Below are 24,994 nucleotides of genomic sequence, written 5' to 3' on the forward strand. Positions count from 1 at the left end.
TAATTAATGACCTTCAAAACTCACTAAACTGAAGGATTTAATTCCTTCTTGTTCTAAGCGTTCTTTGCCACCTAAATCGGGTAACCAAATCACAAATGCAGCGTGTTCAACGTTACCCCCTAAGCGACGGATCAATTTTGCCGTTGCATCAATAGTGCCACCGGTTGCTAATAAGTCGTCGATCATCAACACGTTGTCGTTAGCGTTGATCGCATCTTTGTGAATTTCTAACGTGTCTTCACCATATTCAAGAGTATAAGATTGAGAAATTACTTCACGCGGTAATTTTTTAGGCTTACGAACTAGCACAAAAGGCACGCCAAGTGCTAAGGCAACAGGAGCTCCGAAAATAAAACCACGAGACTCTGTACCAACAATTTTAGTAATACCTTTGTCTTTAAATTCAGCCACGATAGCATCAACCGTTGCTTGGAATGCTTCAGGCACTTCTAAGAGAGAAGTAATATCACGGAAAATAATTCCTGCTTTAGGGTAATCAGGGATAGATTTGATAGAAGATTTGATTAAATCTAATTGGCTCATTATTTGACCTATATGTAATTTGAAAATAACTGGAAAACTCTATAGAAAAATGAGGGAAATTTCAAGGAAATTAGTCAATTTAATCATAAACATTTCGCAGGTTTCGGCAGTCCCGCAATTTTAGTGGCTTGTTTTGCCGGTCCATCTGGGAATAAGCGTTGTAAATAGCGGCTATTGCCTTTTTCTTCGCCAAATTTTTGTGCCATTGCTTTTACTAACATTCTAATTGCAGGAGAGGTTTTATATTCTTGGTAAAACTCTCGCACTAAATAGATGATTTCCCAATGTTCTTCCGTTAATGTAATTTGTTCTTTTTCTGCGATTTTTTCAGCGAGTTGTTCAGACCAATCATTTAGGTTTTTCAAATAACCTGCATCGTCAGTTGGATATTGGATATTATTCAGTTCTATAGACATAAAATAAAAATGCCACATAAAGTGGCATTCCTCTTATATTTTAATATTAATCATCGCTACCTAATACACCAAAGATTTGTAAGAAACTTACAAATAGGTTATAGATAGAAACATATAAATCAACAGTTGCACGAATATAGTTTGTTTCGCCACCGTGAATAATATTGCTGGTTGCGAGTAAAATCGCACCGCTTGAGAAGATAACAAATAAGCTGCTTAAGGCTAAACCTAGTGCCGGAATCGCTAAGAAAATGTTAGCGATAATGCCGACTAATAGTACCACAAATAATGCTACCATCATTCCGCTTAAGAAACTCATATCTTTTTTCGTGGTTAATACATAAGCTGAACAAGCGAAGAAAACTAACGCTGTTGCACCAAATGCAAGGGCAACGATATCGCCTAAACCTGCACCGATGTAGCGGTTTAAAATAGGACCTAAGGTATAACCCAAGAAACCTGTTAAAGCAAATACGCTTAAGATACCCACACTGCTATTTGAAGTGGCATTTGTTAAGAAAAGTAAGCCATAAAAGCCGATTAATAATCCCCACCAAGGCATTGCCGGTGCATTCATTTGCATTGCAACAAAAGCAACAACGGCTGAGAAAGTCAGTGTCATTGCCAATAACATATAAGTATTGCGTAGCACTTTGTGAGTGCTAATAAGTGATTCAGATGTTGAGTAGCTATGAGCTAAACGATTTTCCATAAAAATTCCTTCTGTTTTTGTTTTTAAATCGGAAAAACCGACGGATTGATATGTATGGATAAATTTCCATAAATCAAGCCTTAAATTAGCGGTAATTTATTGTAAAGTCAATGCGATTTTGTAACAGGGGAGTAAAAAAAATAATTTAGTTATGTTACACTTAACACAATTCTACTGCTTGTTCCTTTAGTTTTGTTATGAAGCTTAATTTCCCAACTTTTTTAACTTTATTTCGTGTCGGAATGATACCACTTTTTATTGTGGCGTTTTATCTGCCGACTAAATATGCCCCTGAAATTGCTACCTTGATATTTTTTATTGCTTCTATTACTGATGCGTTTGATGGCTATTTAGCCCGTAAATGGAACCAAACAACGAGACTTGGGGCATTTTTAGACCCTGTCGCAGATAAAGTCCTGGTTGCAGTTGCTTTTGTTTGTGTAGCGGAGCATTACCATACTTGGTGGGTTACTATTCCAATTTGCATTATGATTGCCAGAGAGATTATTATTTCTGCATTGCGTGAATGGATGGCAGAGCTCGGTGAGAGAGCAAGCGTTGCCGTTTCAATTTGGGGAAAAGTAAAAACAACCGCTCAAATGTTAGCCTTAGGCGGAATGATTTGGCGACAAAGTGAAGCAATGGAAATTTTAGCCTTTATTCTACTTTATATTGCGGCAGGTTTAACTATTTGGTCGATGTTGCAATATTTGAGTGCTTCAAAAGGCAGCTTGTTGAAGTCGTAAGCGGTCTATTTTTATGATTTTTTTGTAATTGTAGAGCTATTTTGTGATTGTATATTCTGAATTTCATCACGCATAATGTCTGAATTTAATTCCAAATCTTTCCTTGCCGATGTTCCTCATCAACCCGGTGTTTATCGTATGTACGATGACAAAGGAAAGATTATCTATGTTGGTAAAGCAAAAGATTTAAAAAAGCGTTTATCAAGCTATTTCCGTGCGAATTTACCCAATCGTAAAACCGAAGCATTGGTGTCGAATATTGCTCATATTGAGACAACTCTAACCCATTCCGAAACAGAAGCCCTGCTATTAGAACACAACTATATTAAAGAAAACCAACCTAAATATAATGTGCTTCTGCGTGATGATAAAGCCTATCCTTATATTTTACTCACTAAACATCAACACCCTCGTGTGGGTAGCTTTCGAGGCAGTAAGAAAATCAATGGCGAATATTTTGGACCTTATCCTAATGCTACCGCAGTGAGGGAAACACTCTACTTGTTGCAAAAAATTTTCCCTGTCCGACAGTGTGAAGACAGCTATTATAAAAACCGCTCCCGCCCTTGTTTACAATATCAGATCGGACGTTGTCTTGCCCCTTGTGTGGAAGGTTATTGCACGCAAGAAGAATACGATAATCAAGTGAAATTGGTTCGATTGTTTTTACAGGGTAAAGATCATCAAGTGGTAGAATATCTGATTTGTAAGATGGAAAGTGCGGCTGAAAATCTGGAATTTGAAACGGCGGCACGTTATCGAGATCAAATCCAACTCGTGCGAGAAGTAATGGAAAAACAGTCGATCTCAACTGATCGCTGGGACGATCTGGACTTTATTTCGATTGCCTACCAATATGGTATAGCTTGCGTGCATATTTTATTTGTACGACAAGGTAAGGTATTGGGTAATCGTAGCTATTTCCCCAAAGTGCCAAATCATACCGATCTTGCTGAATTAAGTGATACCTTCATCGGGCAGTTTTATTTGCAGATGAACCAGCATCGCACAATTCCAAATCAGATCATTATCGATCAAACAGTCAGTGAAAAAGAAGCCTTAGAAACGGTACTATCTGAACAAGCAGGGCATAAAGTTACTATTTTAAATAAAGTGCGAGGGGAAAAAAGTCGCTACCTCGCACTTGCTCAAACCAATGCGATTGCCGCTCTGAATGTTCAATTAAAGCAAGATGAACGTATTCACACTCGCTACCAGGCTTTACAAGCGGTACTAAATCTCGAAAAAATTGCAAGGATGGAGTGCTTTGACATCAGCCACACAATGGGTGATCAAACAGTCGCTTCTTGTGTCGTATTTGATGAAAACGGCATTTTGAAATCGGATTATCGCCGTTTTAATATTGAAGGCATTACGCCCGGTGATGATTATGCCGCAATGGAGCAAGCTCTTCTGAAGCGTTATGACCGACCACTTCCACCGGAAAAAATTCCTGATATTATTTTTATCGACGGAGGCAAAGGACAGCTCAACCGAGCGTTAGATACTTTTGCGAAGCTAAATGTGGAGTGGGATAAGTCTAAACCGCTACTCATTGGTGTTGCAAAAGGCGTAGAACGCAAAGCAGGACTGGAAACCTTGATTATCAGCAAGTGGGATAAAGAGATTAACTTACCGCCTGATAGTCCTGCTTTACATTTAATTCAGCATATTAGAGATGAAGCACATCATCATGCTATTAACGCACATCGAAAAAAACGCCAGAAAGCCTTTACCGAAAGTGGGTTAGAAAGTATCGAAGGCGTTGGAGCTAAACGTCGCCAAGCCTTATTAAAATATTTAGGCGGAATGCAAGGCGTAAAAAATGCCACACTTGAAGAAATTCAAAGCGTGCCGGGTATTTCTAAAGCCTTAGCGGAAGTGATTTTCGATACATTGAGAAATAGTTGAACGTACAAGCGGTCGTTTTTATTGAATAATTTGCAAATTTTTTCTAACAAATGACCGCTTGTCATATTTGAAATTGAAACGAATACAAACAAACGTTTGCGTAATCGTTTGCTTATTTGATGTGAAATCCATATAATTCGCCCTTATTTTTTATTTCTTAGATCTTATTTTGAGGCATTTATGCAAAAAATTCTTTATCCTGTTGATTCCAAACCGCCATTCGGTTTAACGCTTCTTCTTGCTGCACAACATTTGTTGGCAGCACTTGGTGGTATTATCGCCGTACCGTTAGTAATTGGTAATGTGCTAAATTTACCTGCATCGGATATTATCGTGCTGGTTAATGCAGCGTTATTGGTGTCGGGGATTGTAACGATTCTTCAATGTCAAGGCATTGGACCTATAGGTTTACGTTTACCAAGTGTGATGGGAACAAGTTTTACCTTCGTAGCGGCAGCACTGGCTATCGGTTTTAGTGAGCACGGAGTAGCAGGGATTATGGGGGCATCGTTAGTTGGCTCTCTTGTGATGATTATCGGCAGCTTTTTTATGCCTTATGTGCGTAAACTTTTCCCACCTGTGGTAACCGGTGTTGTTGTAATGATGATCGGTTTAAGTTTAATTCCTGTGGCGGTGGACTGGTTTGCAGGCGGTCAAAGAGGTGATGCACATTATGCCGATCCTGCTAATCTTGCAATGGCGACTTTTGTGCTGGTTCTGGTTGTGATTTTAGTACAATGGGGCAAAGGCATTTTTTCAGCAGCTGCAATTGTGATTGGTATGATGGTAGGCTATGTAGTGGCTTTAGCTTTAGGTTGGATAAACTTTGATAACGTGAAATCAGCCGATGTGGTAGCCATTCCACAGCCATTGCATTTTGGTCTTGCTTTCCCGATTTCAGGTATTATTGGGATGAGTATCGCTTATTTAGTCACCATTGTGGAATCAAGCGGTAACTTTTTAGCGTTAGGAAATGCGACACAAACTGAAATTACAGGTAAACATTTACGTGGTGGAGTGTTATGTGATGGATTAGGATCAGCCTTTGCGGCAATTATGTCTACCACACCATTTTCATCATTCGCCCAAAATATCGGTGTGATTTCTTTAACCGGTGTTGCAAGTCGCTATGTTGTAACTGTGATGGGGGGCTTATTAGTATTAGCCGGTATTTTCCCTTGGTTTGGTGCATTGATTGTGTCTATCCCAACCCCGGTTTTAGGTGGGGCAGGCTTGATGATGTTTGCGATGATTATTGCAGCAGGTATCCAAATGTTAGATAAGGTAGAACGTTCAAAACGTAACGGATTAATTATTGCGATTTCAATCGGTTGTGGCTTAGCGGTTACTACTCGCCCGGAGTTATTAGATAAACTCCCTTCTTTTGTAAAAGAAGTATTTGGTTCGGGCATTACTGTTGGCTCACTATTTGCACTTATTTTGAACTTAATTCTACCAAAAGATGAAAATAAAGAATTAGAAAATGAATAGTGATTGATGTAATCGGTAAATCTTACTTGAAATTTCATTGATTAATCACTATCTTAATGAAAGCTGTACGCCTTAACTCGTAATTAGTTGGGGCGTTTCTTTTTTTATTTAATTTAGATGTTTAAGGACAAATTTATGAGTAATGTTATTCACACAACAGACGCAACATTTGAACAAGATGTTTTAAAATCAGATGTGCCTGTATTATTAGATTTCTGGGCACCGTGGTGTGGTCCTTGCCGTATGATCGGACCTGTGCTTGACGAGTTATCGGTTGATCCGCAATTTGAAGGCAAAGTTAAAATTGCCAAAATGAACGTAGATGAAAATCCAAATGTAGCGGCACAATTCGGCGTACGTAGCATTCCATTTTTACTTTTATTTAAAAAAGGCGAGGTTGTTGCACAACAAGTTGGTGCTCTTCCACACGCACAAATGGCTGAATTTATTAAACAAGCGTTATAATTAAATTAGAGCAAAAATAGGGCGAATTTATCGCCCTCTTTTTTTGTGATTTAAATATTGCCTATATAAGGGTAAATCTGCAAAAAATAGTAAAAAAAGACCGCTTGTTTTACCAGATAAACCTAGTCAAATGATAACTAAATAGGTACAATCTTTAACTTGCGTTTTAAATTTTAAAGTGCGATTCGATTTTATTTTTGGAGATATTTATGTCGTGGAATGAATCAGGTAATCAGCAAGACCCTTGGGGGAAGCCGGGACAGAGACGATCTGAACCAAAGCCTGAACAGCAAGAACAAGATCAAGAGCAAGGTCCTGCTCAAGGTTCACAACAAGGACCAACCAATAATCAACGAAACGAACAAAAACCACCTGATTTAGAAGAAGTTTTCAGCAGTTTATTGAAAAAAATGGGTGGTGGAAAATCACCTAATAGCAATGGCTCTCGTAATCCAAACAGTATCGGATTGGGTAAATTTCTACCCATTGTTTTAGGGCTTGCTACTGTAGTGTGGGCAGGTTCAGGGTTTTATACCGTGCAAGAGGCTGAGCGAGGTGTCGTTACCCGTTTAGGTAAACTTGATAACATCGTTATGCCGGGCTTGAATTGGAAGCCAACTTTTATTGATTCTGTAACTAGAGTAAACGTAGAACGTGTGTCTGAGTTAAATACGAGCGGTTCAATGCTTACTCAAGATGAAAATATGGTTCAAGTTGAGATGACGGTTCAATATCGTGTGGAAGACCCTGCTAAATATCTATTTAGTGTGAGCAACCCTGATGAAAGCCTAAAACAAGCGACAGATAGTGCGTTACGTTATGTGATCGGTCATATGACAATGGATGAAATTCTAACCACAGGTCGAGCAACAGTGCGTGAAAGAACGTGGACGACTTTGCGTGAGATTATCAAAACCTATGATATGGGCTTGTTAGTAACAGACGTCAACTTCCAATACGCTCGTCCACCTGAAGATGTAAAAGCTGCATTTGATGATGCAATTAAAGCACAAGAGGACGAACAACGCTTAATTCGTGAAGCAGAAGCCTATGCAAGAGGAGAAGAGCCTATTGCACGTGGTCAAGCACAACGTACTATTGAACAAGCAGAAGCTTATAAAGAAGCGGTTGTGTTAAATGCTAAAGGGGAAGTGGAACGTTTAAGCCAATTATTACCTGAATACAAGGCTTCTCCGGAGCTGACTCGCGAGCGTTTATATATTCAAACGATGGAAAAAGTGATGAAAAATACACCTAAAGTCGTGATGGATGCATCAGGCAATAATTTAAATGTATTACCTTTTGATAAGTTAATGAATAATTCATCAGCTACTAAAGTTGAGCAACAACAAGTCGCACCGACACAAACACAAGTTGCACCGCCATCGGTTATTCAATCAAGAACACAGGCTCAGCCACAATCGGTAGAACAGCCGGTAGACCAAACACGTAAAGGGAGATTTTAATAATGCGTAAATTATTAGTACCTGTACTTGCAGTGGTTGCTTTTGTTGTTCTACAGGCAGTAACCATTGTTAATGAAGGCGAGCGTGGCATTATGTTACGTTTTAATAAAGTGCATCGTGATAGCGATCAAAAAGTGGTAGTCTACCAACCTGGTATTCATTTCAAAATGCCATTTATTGATAGTTTGAAAGTATTAGATGCACGTATTCAAACGCTAGATGGGCAAGAAGACCGTTTTGTAACGGTAGAGAAAAAAGACCTCTTGGTAGATTCCTATGTGAAATGGCGAATCAGCGATTTCGGTCAATTCTACACCTCAACGGGTGGCGACTATCAAAAAGCAGCAGATTTACTGCGTCGTAAAGTTAGTGACCGTCTGCGTTCTGAAATTGGTTCTCGAACCATCAAAGATATTGTTTCAGGCTCTCGTGGCGAATTAATGGCTGGAGCTCAAAAAGCATTAAATACCGGCGAAGATGGCACAGAACGTTTAGGTATGGAAGTTGTTGATGTGCGTGTTAAACAGATCAACTTACCGAACGAGGTTTCTGCTTCTATTTACCAACGTATGCGTGCAGAGCGTGATGCGGTTGCTCGTGAACACCGTTCACAAGGTAATGAAAAAGCAGAAATTATTCGTGCTGAAGTAGATAAAAAAGTTACTTTAATTTTGGCGAATGCTAACAAAACGGCTCAAACATTACGAGGCGAAGGCGATGCTCAAGCAGCAAAACTCTATTCAGAGGCATTTGGTAATGAGCCGGAATTTTATAGCTTTATTCGAAGTTTAAAAGCGTATGAAGATAGCTTCGCTGAAGGGCAGAATAATATGATGTTATTGAAGCCAAATAGTGAGTTTTTACGCTTTATGCAAGCTCCTACAAAATAGTTGTATCTATAAAAACCCGATCTAGTATCGGGTTTTGATTTTTTACCTATTTAGGCGATTATAAGCGGTTAATTTTAATAAAAATTTTGTAATTTTCTGCGATAAATTGACCGCTTGTAATATACCGTTATAATAGGTTATCACTGTTCATTCTAATCTAAAGAGGCATTTTCTATGGGTAAAAGTGTTGCGATTCTCGGGGCTCAGTGGGGCGATGAGGGCAAAGGTAAAATTGTTGATTTATTAACAGATCGTGTGAAGTATGTGGTGCGTTACCAAGGCGGTCATAACGCAGGGCATACCTTAATCATTGATGGTGAGAAAACTGTTCTTCGCCTGATTCCATCAGGTATTTTACGCGATAACGTGACTTGCTTAATCGGTAATGGCGTAGTGCTTTCACCTGATGCGTTAATTAAAGAAATGGGTGAATTAGAAGCTCGTGGCATTAACGTGCGTGAGCGTTTAAAAATCTCTGAGGCTTGCCCGTTAATTTTACCTTATCACGTGGCGATGGATCACGCTCGTGAAGCGGCACTTGGTAAAAACAAAATCGGTACAACAGGGCGTGGTATCGGTCCAGCTTATGAAGACAAAGTTGCCCGTCGTGGTTTGCGTGTAAGTGATTTGTTTGATAAAGAACATTTCGCAGAAAAATTAAAAGATATTTTAGATTACTACAACTTCCAATTGGTGAACTATTACAAAGTAGAAGCGGTAGATTACCAAAAAACTTTAGATGATGTTTTTGCGATTGCCGATGTAATCACTGGAATGGTGGCAGACGTAACAACTTTACTTCACGAGGCTCGTGAAAATGGTGATAACATCTTATTTGAAGGTGCACAAGGCACAATGTTAGACATTGACCACGGCACTTATCCATTTGTAACCAGCTCAAATACTACCGCAGGTGGTGTTGCAACAGGTTCTGGCTACGGACCCCGTAACTTAGATTATGTGCTAGGTATCATTAAAGCCTACTGTACTCGTGTAGGAAGTGGACCATTCACTACCGAATTATTTGATGAAGTAGGGGCAGAAATTGCACGTAAAGGTAAAGAATTTGGTGCAGTAACCGGTCGCCCACGCCGTTGTGGTTGGTTTGATGCCGTAGCCGTTCGCCGTGCAGTACAGATTAACTCAATTTCAGGTTTCTGTATGACAAAACTTGACGTGTTAGATGGTTTCAAAGAATTAAAAATCTGTACAGCATACAAAATGCCGGACGGCAGAATTGTGGAATACGCACCACTTGCCGCAAAAGACTGGGAAGGTGTTGAACCAATTTACGAAACAATGCCGGGCTGGTCAGAAAACACCTTCCGTGTAACTAAACGTGAAGATTTACCGCAAGCTGCATTAGATTACATCAAACGGATCGAAGAATTAGTAGGTGTACCGGTAGATATCCTCTCAACCGGTCCGGACCGTTTTGAAACAATGATTCTACGTGACCCATTCGCTGCGTAATTTAAGCTAAACAAAAGCCATTTAGTTAATTCACTAAATGGCTTTTTTGTAAAATAATTTAGAAATTTGACCGCTTGTAGATAAAACGGAATAGGTATTGCTTTAGAATGTATAATCTACTTAAATGTTAATTGAATTGATTTTAGCAATAAATGGCACGCCCTAAAGGATTCGAACCTTTGACCCACGCCTTAGAAGGGCGTTGCTCTATCCAGCTGAGCTAAGGGCGCAGATAAGAGTATGTAAAAAAGAAATGGTCGGCGAGATAGGATTTGAACCTACGACCCACTGGTCCCAAACCAGTTGCGCTACCAAGCTGCGCTACTCGCCGACATATGTGCTTGATTATAGATTTCTTTATTCAACAGTCAATCTTTTTTTATCAAATTATGCTTAAATGGTGGAACTTTATCCGCTATTCAAATTTAACTTATCAAAATGTTAATTTTTTGAGAAAATGGCAAACGTTTTCGTCAGCTAATTATTTTTGGAGAGAAAAATGACTGCACAGGTTATTTCCGGTAGTGCGATTGCATCGCAAATTAAAACTAACATAAGTGAAAAAATCGCTCAATATGTTCAACAAGGCAAACGTAAGCCGGGGCTTGCGGTAATTCTTGTCGGGGCAGATCCTGCTTCTCAGGTCTATGTGGGTAGCAAGCGTAAAAGTTGTGCAGAAATTGGCATTGAATCGAAATCTTACGATTTATCAGCAGAAACAACAGAAGCAGAATTACTTTCACTTATCGAAGATCTTAATCAAGATGAGAGCGTGGACGGTATTTTAGTACAATTACCTTTACCAAAGCAGATTGATTCAACCAAAGTCATTGAAGCAATCGCACCGCATAAAGATGTAGACGGTTTCCACCCTTATAATGTAGGGCGTTTAGCTCAGCGTATTCCGACCTTACGTTCTTGTACCCCTTACGGCGTGATGAAATTACTTGAAACTACAGGTGTGGATTTACACGGTCAGCACGCGGTGATTGTTGGGGCTTCTAATATTGTGGGGCGTCCAATGGCGTTGGAGTTGTTACTTGCAGGTAGTACAGTAACAGTTACTCACCGTTTTACTAAAGATTTAGAACATCACGTTCGCCAAGCAGATATTTTAGTCGTGGCGGTCGGTAAGCCTGAATTTATTCCGGGCGATTGGATTAAAGAAGGGGCGATTGTGATTGATGTAGGCATTAATCGTGGGGCAGACGGTAAATTAAAAGGTGATGTTGAATATAGCGTTGCCTCACAAAAAGCGAGTTTTATTACCCCAGTGCCGGGCGGTGTAGGTCCAATGACGGTGGCAATGTTGATGCAAAACACCTTTCAGGCTTACGAAAATCACTTACAAGCGGTATAAAACGTGCAATTTTTTGCAAATCCCCACTTTCAATTGGGGATTTTCTTTTTGAATTTCTAGGCTTTTCGGCAATAAACCGCTAAAATAGCTTCCATTTTTTGACAGCAAACTGACTTTATATGAAATTTATTATCAAACTTTTCCCTGAAATTATGATTAAAAGCGATTCAGTGCGTAAACGCTTTATCAAAATTTTAACTTCTAATATCCGTAATGTCTTGTTGAAAGAAACGGAAAATGTGTCTGTGGTGCGTAATTGGGATTTTATTGAAGTGCGAGCCAAAGTAGCGGAAGAAGCCCCACTTGTGCTTGAGTTATTGCAACGTACACCGGGAATTCACCATATTCTGGAAGTCGAAGAAACGCCATTCACCGATATGCACGATATTTTTGAGCAAACCTATGCGGCAGTGAAAGATGAATTGGAAGGCAAAACCTTTAGCGTGCGTGTTCGCCGTAAAGGTCAGCACGATTTCCGCTCGTTAGATGTAGAACGTTATGTGGGCGGTGGCTTGAACCAGCGTATTGAAAATGCGAAAGTGAAATTGAAAGACCCCGATGTGACGGTTCGTATTGATATTGAATACGATAAAATGTTGCTCATTAAGGCTCGTTATGAGGGGCTTGGCGGCTATCCAATCGGTACGCAAGAAGATGTGCTTTCGTTAATTTCAGGTGGTTTTGATTCAGGGGTTTCAAGCTATATGCTGATTCGCCGTGGCTCACGAGTACATTACTGTTTCTTCAATTTAGGCGGTGCGGCACACGAAATCGGTGTAAAACAGATGGCGTATCATATTTGGAGCCGTTACAGTACTTCTCACAAGGTTCGCTTTGTGGCGATCAATTTTGAAAATGTGGTTGGCGAGATTTTAGAAAAAGTCGATAACGGACAAATGGGCGTGGTGTTAAAACGTATGATGGTACGTGCCGCAAGCAAGGTCGCAGAGCGTTTTGATATTCAAGCGATCGTAACAGGTGAGGCATTAGGGCAGGTTTCGAGCCAAACTCTTACGAATTTACGTTTGATAGATAAAGCATCAGATACCTTAGTTTTACGTCCGCTTATTACGCACGATAAAGAGCAAATCATTGCGATGGCAAAAGCGATTGGTACGGACGACATCGCCAAATCTATGCCGGAATTTTGTGGTGTGATCTCTAAAAATCCAACGGTAAAAGCGATTGAAAGCAAAATTATCGAAGAAGAAGGCAATTTCAACTTTGAGATCCTTGAGCAAGCAGTGCAAAATGCGAGCTATTTAGATATTCGTGAAATTGCACAAGAAACCGAGAGAGAAGTGGTTTCAGTTGAAACAACGAGTGAACTATCTGAAAATGACATTGTTTTAGATATTCGTAGCCCTGAAGAAGTTGATGAAAAACCATTCTATTTAGATGGTATCGAAGTGAAAGAACTACCGTTTTATAAGCTCTCTAGCCAGTTCTCTACGTTAGACCAGAGCAAAAATTACCTACTTTACTGCCAACGTGGTGTGATGAGTAAACTGCAAGCACTTTACTTAAAAGAAAACGGCTATAACAACGTTAAAGTCTTTCGTGTGAAATAACATAAGCGGTCAGATTTATCTGATTTTTTGCAAAAAATTAGAGAAATTGAACCGCTTGTAAAAAGTAAAAAATAGGGCTAAATGATTTTTCATTTAGCCCTTAAAATATCAAGAAAAATTAATGTTCGTGTTTTTCTTTGAGTTTAATTAATTGTCCTTCTAATTTTTTCTTCACATCGAAAATGGCATTATATAAATCTTCGTGTTCAGATTTTGCAACCAAGTCGCCTAAAGGTGTGCCGATTGTAGCTTCCACTTGGAAGGTGTTCGGCTGCTTAATCAGCATAAAGTGTGGATTTATCAGCTGGGTGTGATATTTTTCTAACTTAGCTAAACGCTCCTCAATATGAGTACGGATTGCAGGGGTAATGTCCATTTGTTTGCTTGAAATATTTAGTGACATAACATTTTCCTCTTGTTTAGTTAAGGCTTTTTGCCGTTGATATCTTATAATCAAAATATGCGGTTCACCCCAAAAATTCAAGTAAAACTTGAAACAAGTTTCCAAAAGTTTGATCTACTTAACATTTTTAACTGTTTTTGGCTATAATATCGCTAATAAATAGACAACTGAGATTTTATGATGAGCGAGAAAAAGCAGCTACCTCCGTTTCAAAAACAATTTTTACACCCAAAATATTGGGGATTATGGTTTGGATTAGGCATTTTTAAATTAATTCTCTGTTTACCTTATCCTATTTTAGTCAAAATCGGTTTAGGCTTAGGGAACTTATTTACCAAATTAGGCTTTGGAAAACGCCGTATGAGAATTGCCCGTCGTAATTTAGAGCTATGTTTTCCGCATTATTCATCTGAACAAATTGAAGAATTAGTGCAAGAGAATATGAAATCAGTAGGTATGGCGATTATTGAAACAGGTATGGCTTGGTTCTGGTCGGATGCTCGTATTCTGAAATGGTCTAAAATTGAAGGTGTGGAACATTTAAAACAAAGTGCTAATAATCAAGGTATATTGTTAGTCGGCGTACATTTCTTAACCTTAGAACTTGGGGCAAGAATTATAGGTTTGCACCATCAAGGCATTGGTGTTTATCGCCCAAATGATAATCCGTTATTAGATTGGATACAGTTTCGAGGTAGAATCCGTTCTAATAAAGCAATGCTTGATCGTAAAGATGTTCGAGGTATGATTAGAGCCTTAAAAAACGGTGAAATGATTTGGTATGCACCGGATCACGATTACGGCAGAAGAAACAGCGTTTTTGTGCCTTTTTTTGCAGTAGAAGAAACCTGTACAACTGCAGGTAGCTATATGCTAATTCGTTCTGTACCTAATGCGTTGATTATTCCGTTCAGCCCAATGCGTAATGCAGATTATTCAGGTTATACAATTCAAATTAGTCCTCCGGTTGATTTTAGCCGGTGTCAAAATGAAGTAGATACTGCTATCTTAATGAATAAAGTGGTAGAACGTGAAATTATGAATGCACCAACGCAATATATGTGGTTACACCGCCGCTTTAAAACACGACCAAATGAAGATGATAAGAGCCTTTACGATTAATTTAAGAATAATTGCAAAAAGTGCTTGCATATTGAAGCTGAATTTTGCAATCTAGCAGAAGTATATTTATCATAATAAAAAAATGCAGGAGATGATTATGGCAACCCCTTTATTTCACGGCAGTATTGTCGCTTTAGTAACCCCTATGACACACGGTGAAGTGGATTTCCAAGATTTAAAAAAATTGGTGGAATATCACATTCAAGCTGGTTCTCACGGTATTGTTTCGGTTGGTACGACAGGTGAATCCACAACTTTAAGCATTGATGAAAATGTTAAAGTAATTCAAAAAACTGTTGAATTTGCAGATGGTCGTATTCCTGTTATTGCAGGCACAGGTTCAAATGCAACCAGCGAAGCGATTACAATGACCAAACTATTAGCAAACAGCGGTGTAGCAGGCTGCTTAAGCGTTGTGCCTTACTACAACAAACCAACCCAAGAAGGGATGTATTTACACTATAAAGCGATTGCTGAAAGTACTGATTTACCACAAATTCTATATAACGTACCAGGTCGTACAGGAAGCGATTTAAAACCTGAAACTATCGGTCGTTTAGCGAAAATTGAAAATATCGTAGCGGTAAAAGAAGCTACGGGCGATTTAAGCCGTTTACCGTTAATCAAACAATTAGCCGGAGATGATTTTATCTTCTTAAGTGGTGATGACGCAACAGGTTTTGAGTCAATGAAACAAGGCGGTCAAGGTGTTATTTCAGTAACAAATAATGTTGCTGCGGCAGATATGGCAAAAATGTGTGAGTTAGCTTTAGCAGGACAGTTTGATGAAGCAGAAGAAATCAACAACCGCTTAATGGCATTACACAGAGATTTATTCGTAGAATCTAACCCAATTCCTGTTAAATGGGCTGCTTATAAATTAGGTTTAATCAGCGAGCCAAATTTACGCTTGCCTTTAACTACATTAACTGAAGCCTCACAACCTACAGTATTAAAAGCGTTACAGCAAGCGGGCTTAATTTAATTATTTTTGCTGATATATTAAAAACCAGTTAATTAAATTAACTGGTTTTTTTACATCTATACTTTTTCACAATTAGCACCATCATATACGGATTACTCTGATCCGAGTAGAATACATTTTTGATTTTATTGTGGGTATGTATTTATGATTAGCGTATTTGATATGTTTAAAGTGGGAATTGGACCTTCCAGCTCCCATACGGTTGGACCAATGAAAGCGGCAAAGGAGTTTGTTGATGAATTACAAAATCGCAAATTTTTAGCAAAAATTGACCGCTTGAAGGTTGATGTTTATGGCTCTCTATCCTTAACAGGGCGGGGACATAATACTGATATCGCTATTATTATGGGGCTAATGGGCTATTTGCCCCATAATGTGGATATTGAACGTATTGAAAATACCATTGAAAGCTTAAAACAAAATAAGCAATTAATTATTGCAGAAAGTAGTGACGAAGCTAAGCAAATTCAATTTGATTTTTTTGAAGATATGCCTTTTCATAATGATTTCTTACCGTTGCACGAAAATGGCGTGAAGTTTACAGCATTAAATGGTGAGGAAATCTTATTTGCAAACACCTATTATTCAATTGGTGGCGGATTTATTGTAGATGAGGAAAATTTTGAAAAGCTCAAAGAGAGCGATGTTTCTGTACCTTTTCCTTATTGTAATGCGGCTGATTTACTGCATCATTGCAAAGAGAACGGACTACCTATTTCCTCAATTGTTTGGAAAAATGAGCTGGCATTACGTTCAAAATCAGAAATTTCTGATTACCTCGTGATGATTTGGCAAACAATGGAAGCCTGTATTGAGCGTGGTGTTCATACAGAGGGATTGTTACCCGGTCCACTCAAAGTGGCTCGTCGAGCGTGTTCACTACGTAGAATGTTGGAAGCTAATAGCAAGTTTAACACTGATCCTATGCAAATTATCGATTGGGTTAATATGTTTGCTCTTGCTGTTAATGAAGAAAATGCTGCAGGCGGGCGAGTGGTAACCGCTCCAACTAATGGTGCTTGTGGAATTGTGCCCGCGGTATTAGCTTATTATCAGAAATTTATCGCCCAACTTAACCAAGAAACAATTGAGCGTTATTTACTCACAACCAGTGTGATAGGTTCTCTTTACAAAATGAATGCATCGATTTCTGGGGCAGAAGTAGGTTGTCAAGGTGAGGTGGGGGTAGCTTGTTCAATGGCAGCAGCAGGGCTTACTGAAATTATGGGCGGTAGTGCAGAACAAGTTTGTATGGCGGCAGAAATTGCGATGGAGCATAATCTTGGTTTAACCTGCGATCCGGTGGGCGGACAAGTACAAGTACCTTGTATCGAACGCAATGCGATAGCTTCAGTGAAAGCGATTAATGCAAGCCGAATGGCATTACGCCGTACCTCTTCGCCACAAGTGAGCTTAGATAAAGTGATCGAAACAATGTATGAAACAGGTCGAGATATGAATGCTAAATACCGTGAAACCTCAATGGGAGGCTTGGCAATTAAGGTCTTACCCTGTGATTAAATAAGCAAAAGGCTATCTTTTAACAAGATAGCCTTTTTAGTTCTTAACTAAATATTAATGACGGAAATGTCTCATTCCTGTTAATACCATTGCCATACCGTGTTCGTTTGCGGCATCAATGACTTCCTGATCACGCATTGAACCGCCCGGGTGGATAACGCAAGTAATACCGACTTTAGCTGCCGCATCAATCCCATCACGGAATGGGAAGAAGGCATCCGATGCCATCACGCAACCTGCAACTTGTAAGCCTTCATCTTCTGCTTTGATACCGGCAATTTTCGCTGAATATACACGGCTCATTTGACCTGCACCAATACCGATGGTTTGACCGTCTTTCGCATACACAATTGCATTTGATTTCACATATTTCGCCACTTTCCAGCAGAATAATAGATCTTCTAACTCTGCTTGTGTAGGCTTGCGTTCAGAAACTACTTGTAGATCTTCGATTGAAACTGCACCTTGGTCAGCATCTTGCACTAATAAACCGCCATTTACACGTTTGTAGTCTAAACGTTTTTCGGCTTGGCTGAATTCACCGCACTCTAACACACGCACGTTTTTCTTTTTAGCCAGAGATTCTTTAGCTGCTTCAGAAATCGTTGGGGCGATAATCACTTCCACAAATTGACGATCTGCAATTGTTTGTGCCGTTTCACCATCTAACTCACGGTTAAACGCAATAATGCCACCGAAGGCAGAAGTAGGGTCGGTTTGGTAAGCTCGGTTATAAGCCTCTAAAATATCTTTACCTAAGGCTACACCGCAAGGATTAGCGTGTTTCACAATTACACAAGCCGGTTGTGTAAACTCTTTCACACACTCAAGAGCAGCATCGGTATCGGCAATATTATTGTAAGAAAGAGCTTTGCCTTGTAACTGTTTAGCAGTTGAGACAGAGGATTCTTTCAATTCATTTTCTACATAGAAAGCAGCGTTTTGATGCGAGTTTTCTCCATAACGCATTGTCTGTTTACGCACGAAGTTAAGATTTAGTGTACGAGGGAACTGACCACAAACTTGGGTTAAATCTTCTTCCTCCGCCCCTTGATAAGGTGGCACTTTTTGCCCGAAGTAGTTGGCAATCATTGAATCGTATTGAGCCGTATGCTCGAAGGCTTTAATTGCTAAGTTGAATCGGGTTTCTAAGGTCAAACTGTTTTGGTTTTGATCCATTTCGGCAAGAATGGCATCAAAATCGTTATTATTGACTACAATCGCTACATCTTTATGATTTTTCGCCGCAGAACGCACCATTGTTGGGCCACCGATGTCGATATTTTCCACTGCATCTTCAAGCGTACAATTCGGCTTTGCCACCGTTGCTGCAAATGGATACAGATTCACCACCACCATATCAATACGCTCAATGCCGTGTTGGTTCATAATTTCATCATCAGTACCACGGCGACCTAAAATCCCACCGTGAACTTTCGGGTGAAGGGTTTTTACACGACCGTCCATCATTTCAGGGAAGCCTGTGTAGTCAGATACTTCCGTTACAGTTAAGCCGGATTCTGCTAATAATTTTGCCGTACCACCTGTAGAAAGTAATTTTACACCACGAGCGGCAAGCCCTTGTGCAAATTCGACAATGCCTTTTTTATCAGACACACTTAATAACGCTTGTTGAATCGCCATTTTTTCTAAGTTCCTTAAAATGAGTGTTAAAATGTGAAATAAACGGCGGATATTATAAAGCAAACGTTTGCTTTTTTCATCTGCAAGCGGTCGAATTTGCATATTTTTTTGCAAAAACAACCGCTTGTATCCACAGTTAAACTGCGTAAAATAAAGCCTAAACAACAGGGGGATTTATGATTAAACACAATCTTGATAATTTTGAATTTGAGTATATTGATGAAAGCGGAGTAAAAGCCGGCACATTGCGTTACCGCTACATCAAAGACAATGTGATTGACGCTTACACTACAAGGGTTGATGAAGCCTTTCAAGGCAAGGGGATTGCCGGTGAGCTTTATAATGCCTTAATAGCTTTTGCTCAAGAAAAAGCATTAAAAATTAAGCCGAGCTGTAGCTATATTGACGTCAAAATGCAGCGAAGCCATCGAGATTTAATTGCCTAATGAAGATACAAGCGGTCGTAAAATATGAAAAATTTACGACCGCTTGTATTTACTCCCAATGGAAGGTGATCTTTAGCCCGATACTATCCGCAAAAGATTGAATTGATTTACGGCGTTGAGCCGTTGATGAATGTGTATAGAGATAAATACCGTCTTCAAGTTTTGTTGTATATGCCATACCATTTGGTCGGTAGCAAGGCTCTGAACCAACACAATGTGTTAAGGTCGGTTTTCCGTTTCTGATGTAGTTTTCGACCAGCTCTCGATAATGAGAATTTAATAGATGCTTGAAGAAGTTTTTTTGATTATCTCTAAAATTTCTCCCCGAAATTTTAGTACCATCGGTAAGTTCAATCCAACAATATGGGGCTTCTTCTGATAATAGCTCCTCATTGTTCAATTCACTCTCAAAAATATTGATATGAGCTACTTCTTCCATAATCTCTTGTACAATATCAAATACATTTTTTGCTTTGATTTTGCTGGTTTTATCAATATAAGAGGTGTTGCCGATAGTGCCATTTTCAAGAATTAAATCGGTATTCTTAAATTCATTGATGAGTATTTTTTCAAGATAATCAGTTTGTGATTTATCTAAATGTCCATCTTCTCGACCAAAGAAAATAATTTTATTCCACCAAGTTTTGGTATCATCTTTAATATGCTTGGCGATACGATCATAAATCTTACTTGAAGCTTGTCCGATATATCGTTTATTTTCGCCCAATAAAATATAAATGCCTGCCTTATTTGCCTCTTCTAAATGCTTGAGAGCATTAAAATCTGTACGGTCTGCAATCACAAAGAATGCAGGTTCTTTCGTGTAAACCGTAATATTATCTCGCCCTCTATCAGTAACAATAACAGTATGAGTAACCATAAATATAGTCTTCCTTATTCATTAAATAACGCCATATAGAACCGATTTTCAAAGGTGTTCAGTGGAGCTCGTTTGGTTTTACTTTCCAGCTCGCCTGTGGAATAACCACTAATAAATTGCACGAAGGCAATTCGCTCACCGCGTGCATTTTTCATAAAGCCGGCAAGGTTATAAACACCCTTTAATGCCCCTGTTTTGGCAATCAGATTTTTCGCCAGCGGTTCGGTGGAAATTGAACCTCTACCTGAAATAGTGCCATCTACGCCTGCAATCGGGAAGGTTTCAAATAAATGTAATGTATCTTCATTTTGAGCGATATATTCAAGGGTTTCTAACATCGTTTGGCTACTTATTTGATTATGGCGAGAAAGTCCTGAGCCATCGGCAACAACGCTGTTTTTAAAATCAATATTGGCTTTTGATTTTAACAGTTGGCGAATTACATAACTACCTAACTGAAAAGAAGCAGGACGGTTATGTTGTTTATTGGCAACGGTTCTGAACAAGGCATCAGCAATTTGGTTATCCGATTTTTTCATCATTTTTTTAAGTAATACAGGCAATGGCTCTGAATAGTGTTCGGCTAATACTGTGCCTGCTTGTGGCGTTAAAGGCTCTTTTAGCTGTCCGTTAAACTCAATGCCTAAACTTTTCAAATGTTTATTGATGATATTTGCCCCGTAGTTGGTAGGGTCTTGCACTGAGAAACTTAACCCAAACGGTTTGGATTGGCGAGCCATACAGCCTTTAATTTGATAGCGATTGTTATCGTGAACCACCACATCAAGTTGGCAAAAAGGGGCTTCTTTGCTATCTACAACATAAGCAGCACTAAATACCTGTACAGGATAGGCAGAAGGCACATCCACTTTGGCAAATTCGCCTATTGGCTGATCGGCATTTAAACTAACATAAAAGCAGTTTCTATCAATATTAATCGCTGCCGGTGGGGCGTTAAAGCACATTGTTAAATCATTCCAAATCCAGCCGGAAGCTTTGTCGTGGCTGGCAAAAACGGACGTATCTAAAATTAAATCCCCTTCAATTTTGTTGATACCTTGTTGCTTTAATTTGCTAATTAATTGATAAATTTGACCGCTTGTGAGCTCCGGATCACCGGTAAAACGGGCAATTAAGTTACCTTTTAACACGCCGTTTTCAACCGTGCCATTCGTTAAAAGAGCGGTTTGAAAGCGAAATTCATCACTTAAGGTTAATTTTGCTGCTAATGCCGTAAACACTTTCTGAGTGCTTGCCGGTAGCATAAAAACATCACTTTGATGCTGAGTGATAATCTGATTAGTGTCTAAGTTTTTAGCAATAAAACTCACTGAAGTGCCAGCTGGCAAGGTTTGAATGAGTTCTTCAGCATTAATTTCTGCTTGTACAAGGCTTGGAATAAGTAATGTGGATAAGATAAATTTCTGAAAAAAAGAGCGAGTGGCGTTTTTAAAAATCATAATAAAAGGGGAGTTGAAATTTTTAGTTAGAAATTGAATAATAGCCCTTTCAATTTCATTCGTAAACCGATAATTTTTAGTAAGGAAACAGACTTAATGAAACAAATTCCTATGACTGTGCGTGGTGCGGAGCAACTGCGTGAAGAATTGGATTTTTTGAAAAATGTGCGTCGCCCGCAGATTATTGATGCCATTGCAGAAGCCCGTGAACACGGCGATTTAAAAGAGAATGCGGAATATCACGCTGCCCGTGAGCAACAAGGTTTCTGTGAAGGTCGTATTCAAGAAATTGAGGGTAAATTAGGTAACGCTCAAATTATTGATGTAACAAAAATGACCAATAATGGCAAAGTGATTTTTGGTGCAACAGTGCAATTAGTTAATGCAGAAACAGATGAAGAAGTTACCTACTGCATTGTAGGTGATGATGAAGCGAACATCAAAGAGGGCTTAATTTCTGTTAATTCGCCGATTGCTCGTGGCTTAGTTGGCAAAGAAGTTGATGATTCTGTGAGTATTACCACGCCTGGCGGTAAAGTGGAATTTGATATTGTCGGCGTAGAGTATATTTAGTTTATTTCTGATAAAGTAAAAGCCATTTGAGTTTCCTCAAATGGCTTTTTTGCTTACACAAGCGGTCTTATTTATTCAGAATTTTGCAAATTTCTTAATCAATTTAACCGCTTGTAACATAACTAGCCTGTATTTCGCATACCTGCTGCGATACCTGTGATGGTAATCATCAAGGCTTGCTCAAGTTCAGGATCAACATTTTCGCCTTGACTACGAATGCGGTGCAATAATTCCACCTGTAGTAAGTTGAGCGGATCTGTGTACACGTTACGGAGTGCAATGGATTCAGCAATCCAAGGTAAATCTGCCATTAATTGACCGTCGTGAGCAAGGGCGAGTACGGTTTTGAGATCGGCTTGTAATTGCGTGCGTAGTGCTTTTCCTAAACGGTGCAAGTTTGGATCAACTAAACGTTGATCGTAATATTCCGCCAACCAAACGTCGGCTTTACTAAATACCATCTCAAGCATTCCAATACGTGTTGAGAAGAAAGGCCATTCATTACACATCTCTTTTAATAGTTTTTCATCGCCTTCGTCAATGAGTTGCTGCAATGCTTGCCCCGCACCTAACCAAGCAGGGAGCATTAGGCGGTTTTGCATCCAAGCGAAAATCCACGGGATAGCTCTTAAGCTTTCAACGCCACCTTTTGGATTACGTTTTGCCGGGCGTGAGCCAAGCGGTAAGCGAGAAAGCTCTTGCTCTGGCGTTGCCGCTCTGAAATATGGTACGAAATCAGCTTCACCACGTACCATATCACGGTAAATTTGGCAGGAAATTTCCGAGCCTTTTGCTAATACATCTCGCCACTCTTGTTTCGGCTCTGGTGGAGGGAAAATATTCGCTTCTAAAATCGCACTAGCGTAAAGCTCTAAACTTTCTACTGCCACAGCCGGTAATCCTAATTTAAAGCGGATCATTTCGCCTTGCTCGGTTACTCGTAAACCATTTTTCAGTGAACGAGGAGGTTGAGAGAGTAGAGCAGCGTGAGCCGGAGCTCCGCCACGTCCGATAGTCCCACCACGCCCGTGAAACAGAGTAAGTTCAATATTGTATTTTTCACATAAATTGACTAACGCTTCTTGAGCTCGATATTGTGCCCAGCCGGCGGCTAACATTCCTGCGTCTTTGGCAGAATCGGAATAGCCAATCATAATCATCTGGTAATTATTGATAATGCCACGATACCAGCCGATATTAAATAAATCGGTCATCACTTTTTCACTGTGATCTAAATCGCCGAGAGTTTCAAATAGTGGTGCAACAGGAATAGTGAATTTGCAGCCGGCTTCTTTGAGCAATAAATGCACTGCTAGAACGTCTGAGGCTTCACGAGCCATTGAAATCACATAAGCAGAAATTACGCCTTCAGGTTGCTCTGCTACGATTTTACAAGTATCTAGCACCTCTTTGGTTTCAGGGCTTGGTGTCCAGTTATGTGGAATTAATGGGCGGCGAGAGGTAAGCTCACGCACTAAGAAGGCTTGTTTATCATCTTCTGTCCAATGCGAGTAATCACCTAAGCCGATATAGCGAGTGATTTCTGCAATCGCCATTTCGTGACGAGTACTTTCTTGGCGAATATCTAAGCGTGATAACCCTAAACCAAAGCATCTAACTCGGCGTAAGCAATCAAGTAATGCACCATTTGCGATAATTCGCATACCACAAGCTTGTAAGGATTCATAACAGTCAAATAGAGGCTGCCAGAGTTGATCATCTGAAGTTAAAATTTCAGCTTCATCAATAGTTGAGATTTTATCTTCTAAGAGTTCTGCGTAGTAAATTTCGGTATTAGCCAATTTCTGGCGTAATGCTTTCAGTACCACACGATAAGGCTCTAAATGCTCGCCATATTTTGCACGAAAGTCTGGGGTACATTGTGTAATAGAGAGCTCTTCGGTGAGCTGTTTAATATCTTCCAAGAATAACTCAGCCGCTTTCCAACGATTCATTCTTAATACACGGCGAGTGGTTTCAGCGGTTACAAACGGATTACCATCACGATCGCCACCCATCCAAGAAGAAAAACGAACAGGAGCAAGGCTAACAGGATATTGTACTCCAAAGTGTTTTTCTAAATAGAAATTGAGTTGGCGGCAGAACTCAGGCACAGCAGTCCACAAGCTGTTTTCAATGACTGCCATACCGCCTTTGGCTTCATCAACAGGTGTTGGGCGTTGAGTTCTAATTTCATTGGTGTGCCAAGCTAGAGCAATCAGCTGCATTAAACGGCGTTTGATTTTATAACTTTCTGCTTCAGTTAAGTCATTATGTTCTAAAAGATCTAAACATTTATTGATTTCAACGTGTTTGTGTCCAAGTGAACGGCGAGTTACTTCCGTAGGATGAGCTGTTAGCACTAAATCAATCATTAGGCTTTCAACCGTTTTAATCACTTTTTCAACAGGAATATCTTGTGATTTTAAGCGAATAAAAAGTGAATCTAATGAACGGCTACCCAAAGACGTATCAGTATGGTGGCGAGAAACTGTTTGATGCTGCTCCGCAATATTGGTCAAATTTAAAAAATGACTAAAAGCACGAGCAACAGGTAATACATCATCATTAGAAATATTGGCTAATTTATCTAATAATTGCTTACGGGCTGTTTCATCTCCGGAACGTGAATTTCTGGATAAAACGCGAATACTCTCAATTAAATCAAGAATATAGTCGCCTTGTGCATCACGAATAGTTTCGCCTAAAAATTCCCCTAACATTTGAATATTATGATGTATGCTTGAATATGGCTGATTCATAAAAATTTCCTATGGTAAACATAAATTTAATTAAGTCTAAATATGCCTAAAATAGGTAGAAATAGCAAATAGATTTAATTAAAAATTTGAATTAAATGATCAAAAACAAAAAAATTGTTGTCTAATCTGCAATTAACAACTAAATGTCTTTTTA

Annotated in this window: 22 protein-coding genes and 2 tRNA genes; 14 read left to right on the plus strand and 10 right to left on the minus strand. The window is 39.4% G+C overall.

From position 1 onward, the window contains the following. Window positions 1–3: 3 nt before the first annotated feature. The 3 genes from apt to ICJ55_RS06045 all read right to left on the minus strand — a co-directional run bounded on the left by apt (window position 4) and on the right by ICJ55_RS06045 (window position 1,671). On the minus strand, window positions 4–543 hold the full coding sequence (gene apt, locus ICJ55_RS06035; protein ID WP_188155988.1) for an adenine phosphoribosyltransferase: 540 nt from the start codon (window positions 541–543) through the stop codon (window positions 4–6). Between the two features lie 83 nt (window positions 544–626). Then, window positions 627–977: a TusE/DsrC/DsvC family sulfur relay protein gene (locus ICJ55_RS06040; protein WP_025247511.1), complete on the minus strand. Its 351-nt coding sequence runs from the start codon at window positions 975–977 to the stop codon at window positions 627–629. Window positions 978–1,005: 28 nt separating this feature from the next. Then, on the minus strand, window positions 1,006–1,671 hold the full coding sequence (locus tag ICJ55_RS06045; RefSeq protein WP_188155989.1) for a Bax inhibitor-1 family protein: 666 nt from the start codon (window positions 1,669–1,671) through the stop codon (window positions 1,006–1,008). 197 nt (window positions 1,672–1,868) lie between these two features. On the opposite strand from ICJ55_RS06045, the gene pgsA reads away from it, so the two are divergent. The 7 genes from pgsA (at window position 1,869) to purA (ending at window position 10,113) form a co-directional block, all read left to right on the plus strand. Further along, the gene (pgsA, locus tag ICJ55_RS06050; protein WP_188155990.1) at window positions 1,869–2,417 is read left to right on the plus strand and encodes a CDP-diacylglycerol--glycerol-3-phosphate 3-phosphatidyltransferase; all 549 of its coding nucleotides are present in this window, start codon (window positions 1,869–1,871) and stop codon (window positions 2,415–2,417) included. A gap of 75 nt (window positions 2,418–2,492) precedes the next feature. Then, the gene (gene uvrC, locus ICJ55_RS06055) at window positions 2,493–4,328 is read left to right on the plus strand and encodes an excinuclease ABC subunit UvrC (RefSeq protein ID WP_188155991.1); all 1,836 of its coding nucleotides are present in this window, start codon (window positions 2,493–2,495) and stop codon (window positions 4,326–4,328) included. A gap of 180 nt (window positions 4,329–4,508) precedes the next feature. Then, a complete protein-coding gene (locus ICJ55_RS06060; RefSeq protein ID WP_188155992.1) occupies window positions 4,509–5,819 on the plus strand; it encodes a nucleobase:cation symporter-2 family protein in 1,311 nt (436 codons plus the stop codon). Window positions 5,820–5,954: 135 nt separating this feature from the next. Beyond that, window positions 5,955–6,284, plus strand: a complete 330-nt coding sequence (trxA, locus tag ICJ55_RS06065; RefSeq protein WP_188155993.1) for a thioredoxin — start codon at window positions 5,955–5,957, stop codon at window positions 6,282–6,284. Window positions 6,285–6,493: 209 nt separating this feature from the next. Further along, window positions 6,494–7,750: an FtsH protease activity modulator HflK gene (gene hflK, locus ICJ55_RS06070; protein ID WP_188155994.1), complete on the plus strand. Its 1,257-nt coding sequence runs from the start codon at window positions 6,494–6,496 to the stop codon at window positions 7,748–7,750. Between the two features lie 2 nt (window positions 7,751–7,752). Beyond that, complete coding sequence (gene hflC / locus ICJ55_RS06075; RefSeq protein WP_188155995.1) at window positions 7,753–8,640, plus strand: protease modulator HflC; 888 nt, start codon at window positions 7,753–7,755, stop codon at window positions 8,638–8,640. A 174-nt stretch (window positions 8,641–8,814) separates the two neighbouring features. Continuing rightward, window positions 8,815–10,113 (plus strand): adenylosuccinate synthase, encoded by a 1,299-nt coding sequence (gene purA, locus ICJ55_RS06080; RefSeq protein ID WP_188155996.1) that lies wholly within the window; start codon window positions 8,815–8,817, stop codon window positions 10,111–10,113. Window positions 10,114–10,266: 153 nt separating this feature from the next. Here the strand turns inward: purA and ICJ55_RS06085 are convergent. Beyond that, window positions 10,267–10,343 (minus strand) — tRNA-Arg (locus tag ICJ55_RS06085). 24 nt (window positions 10,344–10,367) lie between these two features. After that, a tRNA-Pro gene (locus tag ICJ55_RS06090) sits at window positions 10,368–10,444 on the minus strand. Between the two features lie 168 nt (window positions 10,445–10,612). On the opposite strand from ICJ55_RS06090, the gene folD reads away from it, so the two are divergent. Continuing rightward, window positions 10,613–11,473: a bifunctional methylenetetrahydrofolate dehydrogenase/methenyltetrahydrofolate cyclohydrolase FolD gene (gene folD / locus ICJ55_RS06095; protein WP_188155997.1), complete on the plus strand. Its 861-nt coding sequence runs from the start codon at window positions 10,613–10,615 to the stop codon at window positions 11,471–11,473. Window positions 11,474–11,592: 119 nt separating this feature from the next. After that, window positions 11,593–13,044 carry a tRNA uracil 4-sulfurtransferase ThiI gene (gene thiI / locus ICJ55_RS06100; protein WP_188155998.1) on the plus strand — a complete coding sequence of 484 codons (1,452 nt, stop codon included), beginning with the start codon at window positions 11,593–11,595 and terminating at the stop codon, window positions 13,042–13,044. 118 nt (window positions 13,045–13,162) lie between these two features. Here the strand turns inward: thiI and hpf are convergent, their stop codons facing one another. Beyond that, on the minus strand, window positions 13,163–13,447 hold the full coding sequence (gene hpf, locus ICJ55_RS06105) for a ribosome hibernation-promoting factor, HPF/YfiA family (RefSeq protein WP_188155999.1): 285 nt from the start codon (window positions 13,445–13,447) through the stop codon (window positions 13,163–13,165). Between the two features lie 180 nt (window positions 13,448–13,627). Here hpf and ICJ55_RS06110 point away from each other — a divergent pair, with 180 nt between their 5' ends. The 3 genes from ICJ55_RS06110 (at window position 13,628) to ICJ55_RS06120 (ending at window position 17,075) form a co-directional block, all read left to right on the plus strand. After that, window positions 13,628–14,569 carry a Kdo(2)-lipid IV(A) acyltransferase gene (locus ICJ55_RS06110; RefSeq protein WP_188157692.1) on the plus strand — a complete coding sequence of 314 codons (942 nt, stop codon included), beginning with the start codon at window positions 13,628–13,630 and terminating at the stop codon, window positions 14,567–14,569. 91 nt (window positions 14,570–14,660) lie between these two features. After that, a complete protein-coding gene (gene dapA / locus ICJ55_RS06115) occupies window positions 14,661–15,554 on the plus strand; it encodes a 4-hydroxy-tetrahydrodipicolinate synthase (protein WP_425168894.1) in 894 nt (297 codons plus the stop codon). A 144-nt stretch (window positions 15,555–15,698) separates the two neighbouring features. Next, window positions 15,699–17,075 carry an L-serine ammonia-lyase gene (locus tag ICJ55_RS06120; protein WP_188156001.1) on the plus strand — a complete coding sequence of 459 codons (1,377 nt, stop codon included), beginning with the start codon at window positions 15,699–15,701 and terminating at the stop codon, window positions 17,073–17,075. Window positions 17,076–17,129: 54 nt separating this feature from the next. Here the strand turns inward: ICJ55_RS06120 and purH are convergent, their stop codons facing one another. Next, window positions 17,130–18,719, minus strand: a complete 1,590-nt coding sequence (gene purH, locus ICJ55_RS06125) for a bifunctional phosphoribosylaminoimidazolecarboxamide formyltransferase/IMP cyclohydrolase (RefSeq protein WP_188157693.1) — start codon at window positions 18,717–18,719, stop codon at window positions 17,130–17,132. A 176-nt stretch (window positions 18,720–18,895) separates the two neighbouring features. Here purH and ICJ55_RS06130 point away from each other — a divergent pair, with 176 nt between their 5' ends. Next, window positions 18,896–19,165, plus strand: coding sequence for a GNAT family N-acetyltransferase (locus tag ICJ55_RS06130; protein WP_188156002.1), 270 nt, complete (start codon window positions 18,896–18,898; stop codon window positions 19,163–19,165). Window positions 19,166–19,214: 49 nt separating this feature from the next. On the opposite strand, the gene ICJ55_RS06135 is transcribed toward ICJ55_RS06130, so the two are convergent. After that, entirely contained in the window at window positions 19,215–20,045 is an 831-nt protein-coding gene (locus ICJ55_RS06135) for a GIY-YIG nuclease family protein (protein ID WP_188156003.1), read from the minus strand. Between the two features lie 14 nt (window positions 20,046–20,059). Then, window positions 20,060–21,505 carry a serine-type D-Ala-D-Ala carboxypeptidase gene (gene dacB, locus ICJ55_RS06140; RefSeq protein WP_188156004.1) on the minus strand — a complete coding sequence of 482 codons (1,446 nt, stop codon included), beginning with the start codon at window positions 21,503–21,505 and terminating at the stop codon, window positions 20,060–20,062. Window positions 21,506–21,601: 96 nt separating this feature from the next. Between dacB and greA the strand changes: the two genes are divergently transcribed. Further along, window positions 21,602–22,078, plus strand: coding sequence for a transcription elongation factor GreA (gene greA, locus ICJ55_RS06145; RefSeq protein WP_188156005.1), 477 nt, complete (start codon window positions 21,602–21,604; stop codon window positions 22,076–22,078). Window positions 22,079–22,200: 122 nt separating this feature from the next. Here the strand turns inward: greA and ppc are convergent, their stop codons facing one another. Then, window positions 22,201–24,840 (minus strand): phosphoenolpyruvate carboxylase, encoded by a 2,640-nt coding sequence (gene ppc, locus ICJ55_RS06150; protein ID WP_188156006.1) that lies wholly within the window; start codon window positions 24,838–24,840, stop codon window positions 22,201–22,203. Window positions 24,841–24,994 lie beyond the last annotated feature (154 nt).

This window comes from Mannheimia bovis (assembly GCF_014541205.1).
Taxonomy (GTDB): Bacteria; Pseudomonadota; Gammaproteobacteria; order Enterobacterales; family Pasteurellaceae; genus Mannheimia; species Mannheimia bovis.

What these genes read in the sequence shown, in the direction of transcription:
- apt (WP_188155988.1), bottom strand. Translation starts at nt 543, where the DNA reads ATGAGCCAATTAGATTTAATCAAATCTTCTATCAAATCTATCCCTGAT.
- uvrC (WP_188155991.1), top strand. Translation starts at nt 2,493, where the DNA reads ATGTCTGAATTTAATTCCAAATCTTTCCTTGCCGATGTTCCTCATCAA.
- hpf (WP_188155999.1), bottom strand. Translation starts at nt 13,447, where the DNA reads ATGTCACTAAATATTTCAAGCAAACAAATGGACATTACCCCTGCAATC.
- ICJ55_RS06060 (WP_188155992.1), top strand. Translation starts at nt 4,509, where the DNA reads ATGCAAAAAATTCTTTATCCTGTTGATTCCAAACCGCCATTCGGTTTA.
- hflK (WP_188155994.1), top strand. Translation starts at nt 6,494, where the DNA reads ATGTCGTGGAATGAATCAGGTAATCAGCAAGACCCTTGGGGGAAGCCG.
- greA (WP_188156005.1), top strand. Translation starts at nt 21,602, where the DNA reads ATGAAACAAATTCCTATGACTGTGCGTGGTGCGGAGCAACTGCGTGAA.
- purA (WP_188155996.1), top strand. Translation starts at nt 8,815, where the DNA reads ATGGGTAAAAGTGTTGCGATTCTCGGGGCTCAGTGGGGCGATGAGGGC.
- ppc (WP_188156006.1), bottom strand. Translation starts at nt 24,840, where the DNA reads ATGAATCAGCCATATTCAAGCATACATCATAATATTCAAATGTTAGGG.
- trxA (WP_188155993.1), top strand. Translation starts at nt 5,955, where the DNA reads ATGAGTAATGTTATTCACACAACAGACGCAACATTTGAACAAGATGTT.
- ICJ55_RS06120 (WP_188156001.1), top strand. Translation starts at nt 15,699, where the DNA reads ATGATTAGCGTATTTGATATGTTTAAAGTGGGAATTGGACCTTCCAGC.
- dacB (WP_188156004.1), bottom strand. Translation starts at nt 21,505, where the DNA reads ATGATTTTTAAAAACGCCACTCGCTCTTTTTTTCAGAAATTTATCTTA.
- thiI (WP_188155998.1), top strand. Translation starts at nt 11,593, where the DNA reads ATGAAATTTATTATCAAACTTTTCCCTGAAATTATGATTAAAAGCGAT.
- pgsA (WP_188155990.1), top strand. Translation starts at nt 1,869, where the DNA reads ATGAAGCTTAATTTCCCAACTTTTTTAACTTTATTTCGTGTCGGAATG.
- hflC (WP_188155995.1), top strand. Translation starts at nt 7,753, where the DNA reads ATGCGTAAATTATTAGTACCTGTACTTGCAGTGGTTGCTTTTGTTGTT.
- ICJ55_RS06045 (WP_188155989.1), bottom strand. Translation starts at nt 1,671, where the DNA reads ATGGAAAATCGTTTAGCTCATAGCTACTCAACATCTGAATCACTTATT.
- ICJ55_RS06040 (WP_025247511.1), bottom strand. Translation starts at nt 977, where the DNA reads ATGTGGCATTTTTATTTTATGTCTATAGAACTGAATAATATCCAATAT.
- dapA (WP_425168894.1), top strand. Translation starts at nt 14,661, where the DNA reads ATGATTATGGCAACCCCTTTATTTCACGGCAGTATTGTCGCTTTAGTA.
- ICJ55_RS06135 (WP_188156003.1), bottom strand. Translation starts at nt 20,045, where the DNA reads ATGGTTACTCATACTGTTATTGTTACTGATAGAGGGCGAGATAATATT.
- ICJ55_RS06130 (WP_188156002.1), top strand. Translation starts at nt 18,896, where the DNA reads ATGATTAAACACAATCTTGATAATTTTGAATTTGAGTATATTGATGAA.
- purH (WP_188157693.1), bottom strand. Translation starts at nt 18,719, where the DNA reads ATGGCGATTCAACAAGCGTTATTAAGTGTGTCTGATAAAAAAGGCATT.
- ICJ55_RS06110 (WP_188157692.1), top strand. Translation starts at nt 13,628, where the DNA reads ATGAGCGAGAAAAAGCAGCTACCTCCGTTTCAAAAACAATTTTTACAC.
- folD (WP_188155997.1), top strand. Translation starts at nt 10,613, where the DNA reads ATGACTGCACAGGTTATTTCCGGTAGTGCGATTGCATCGCAAATTAAA.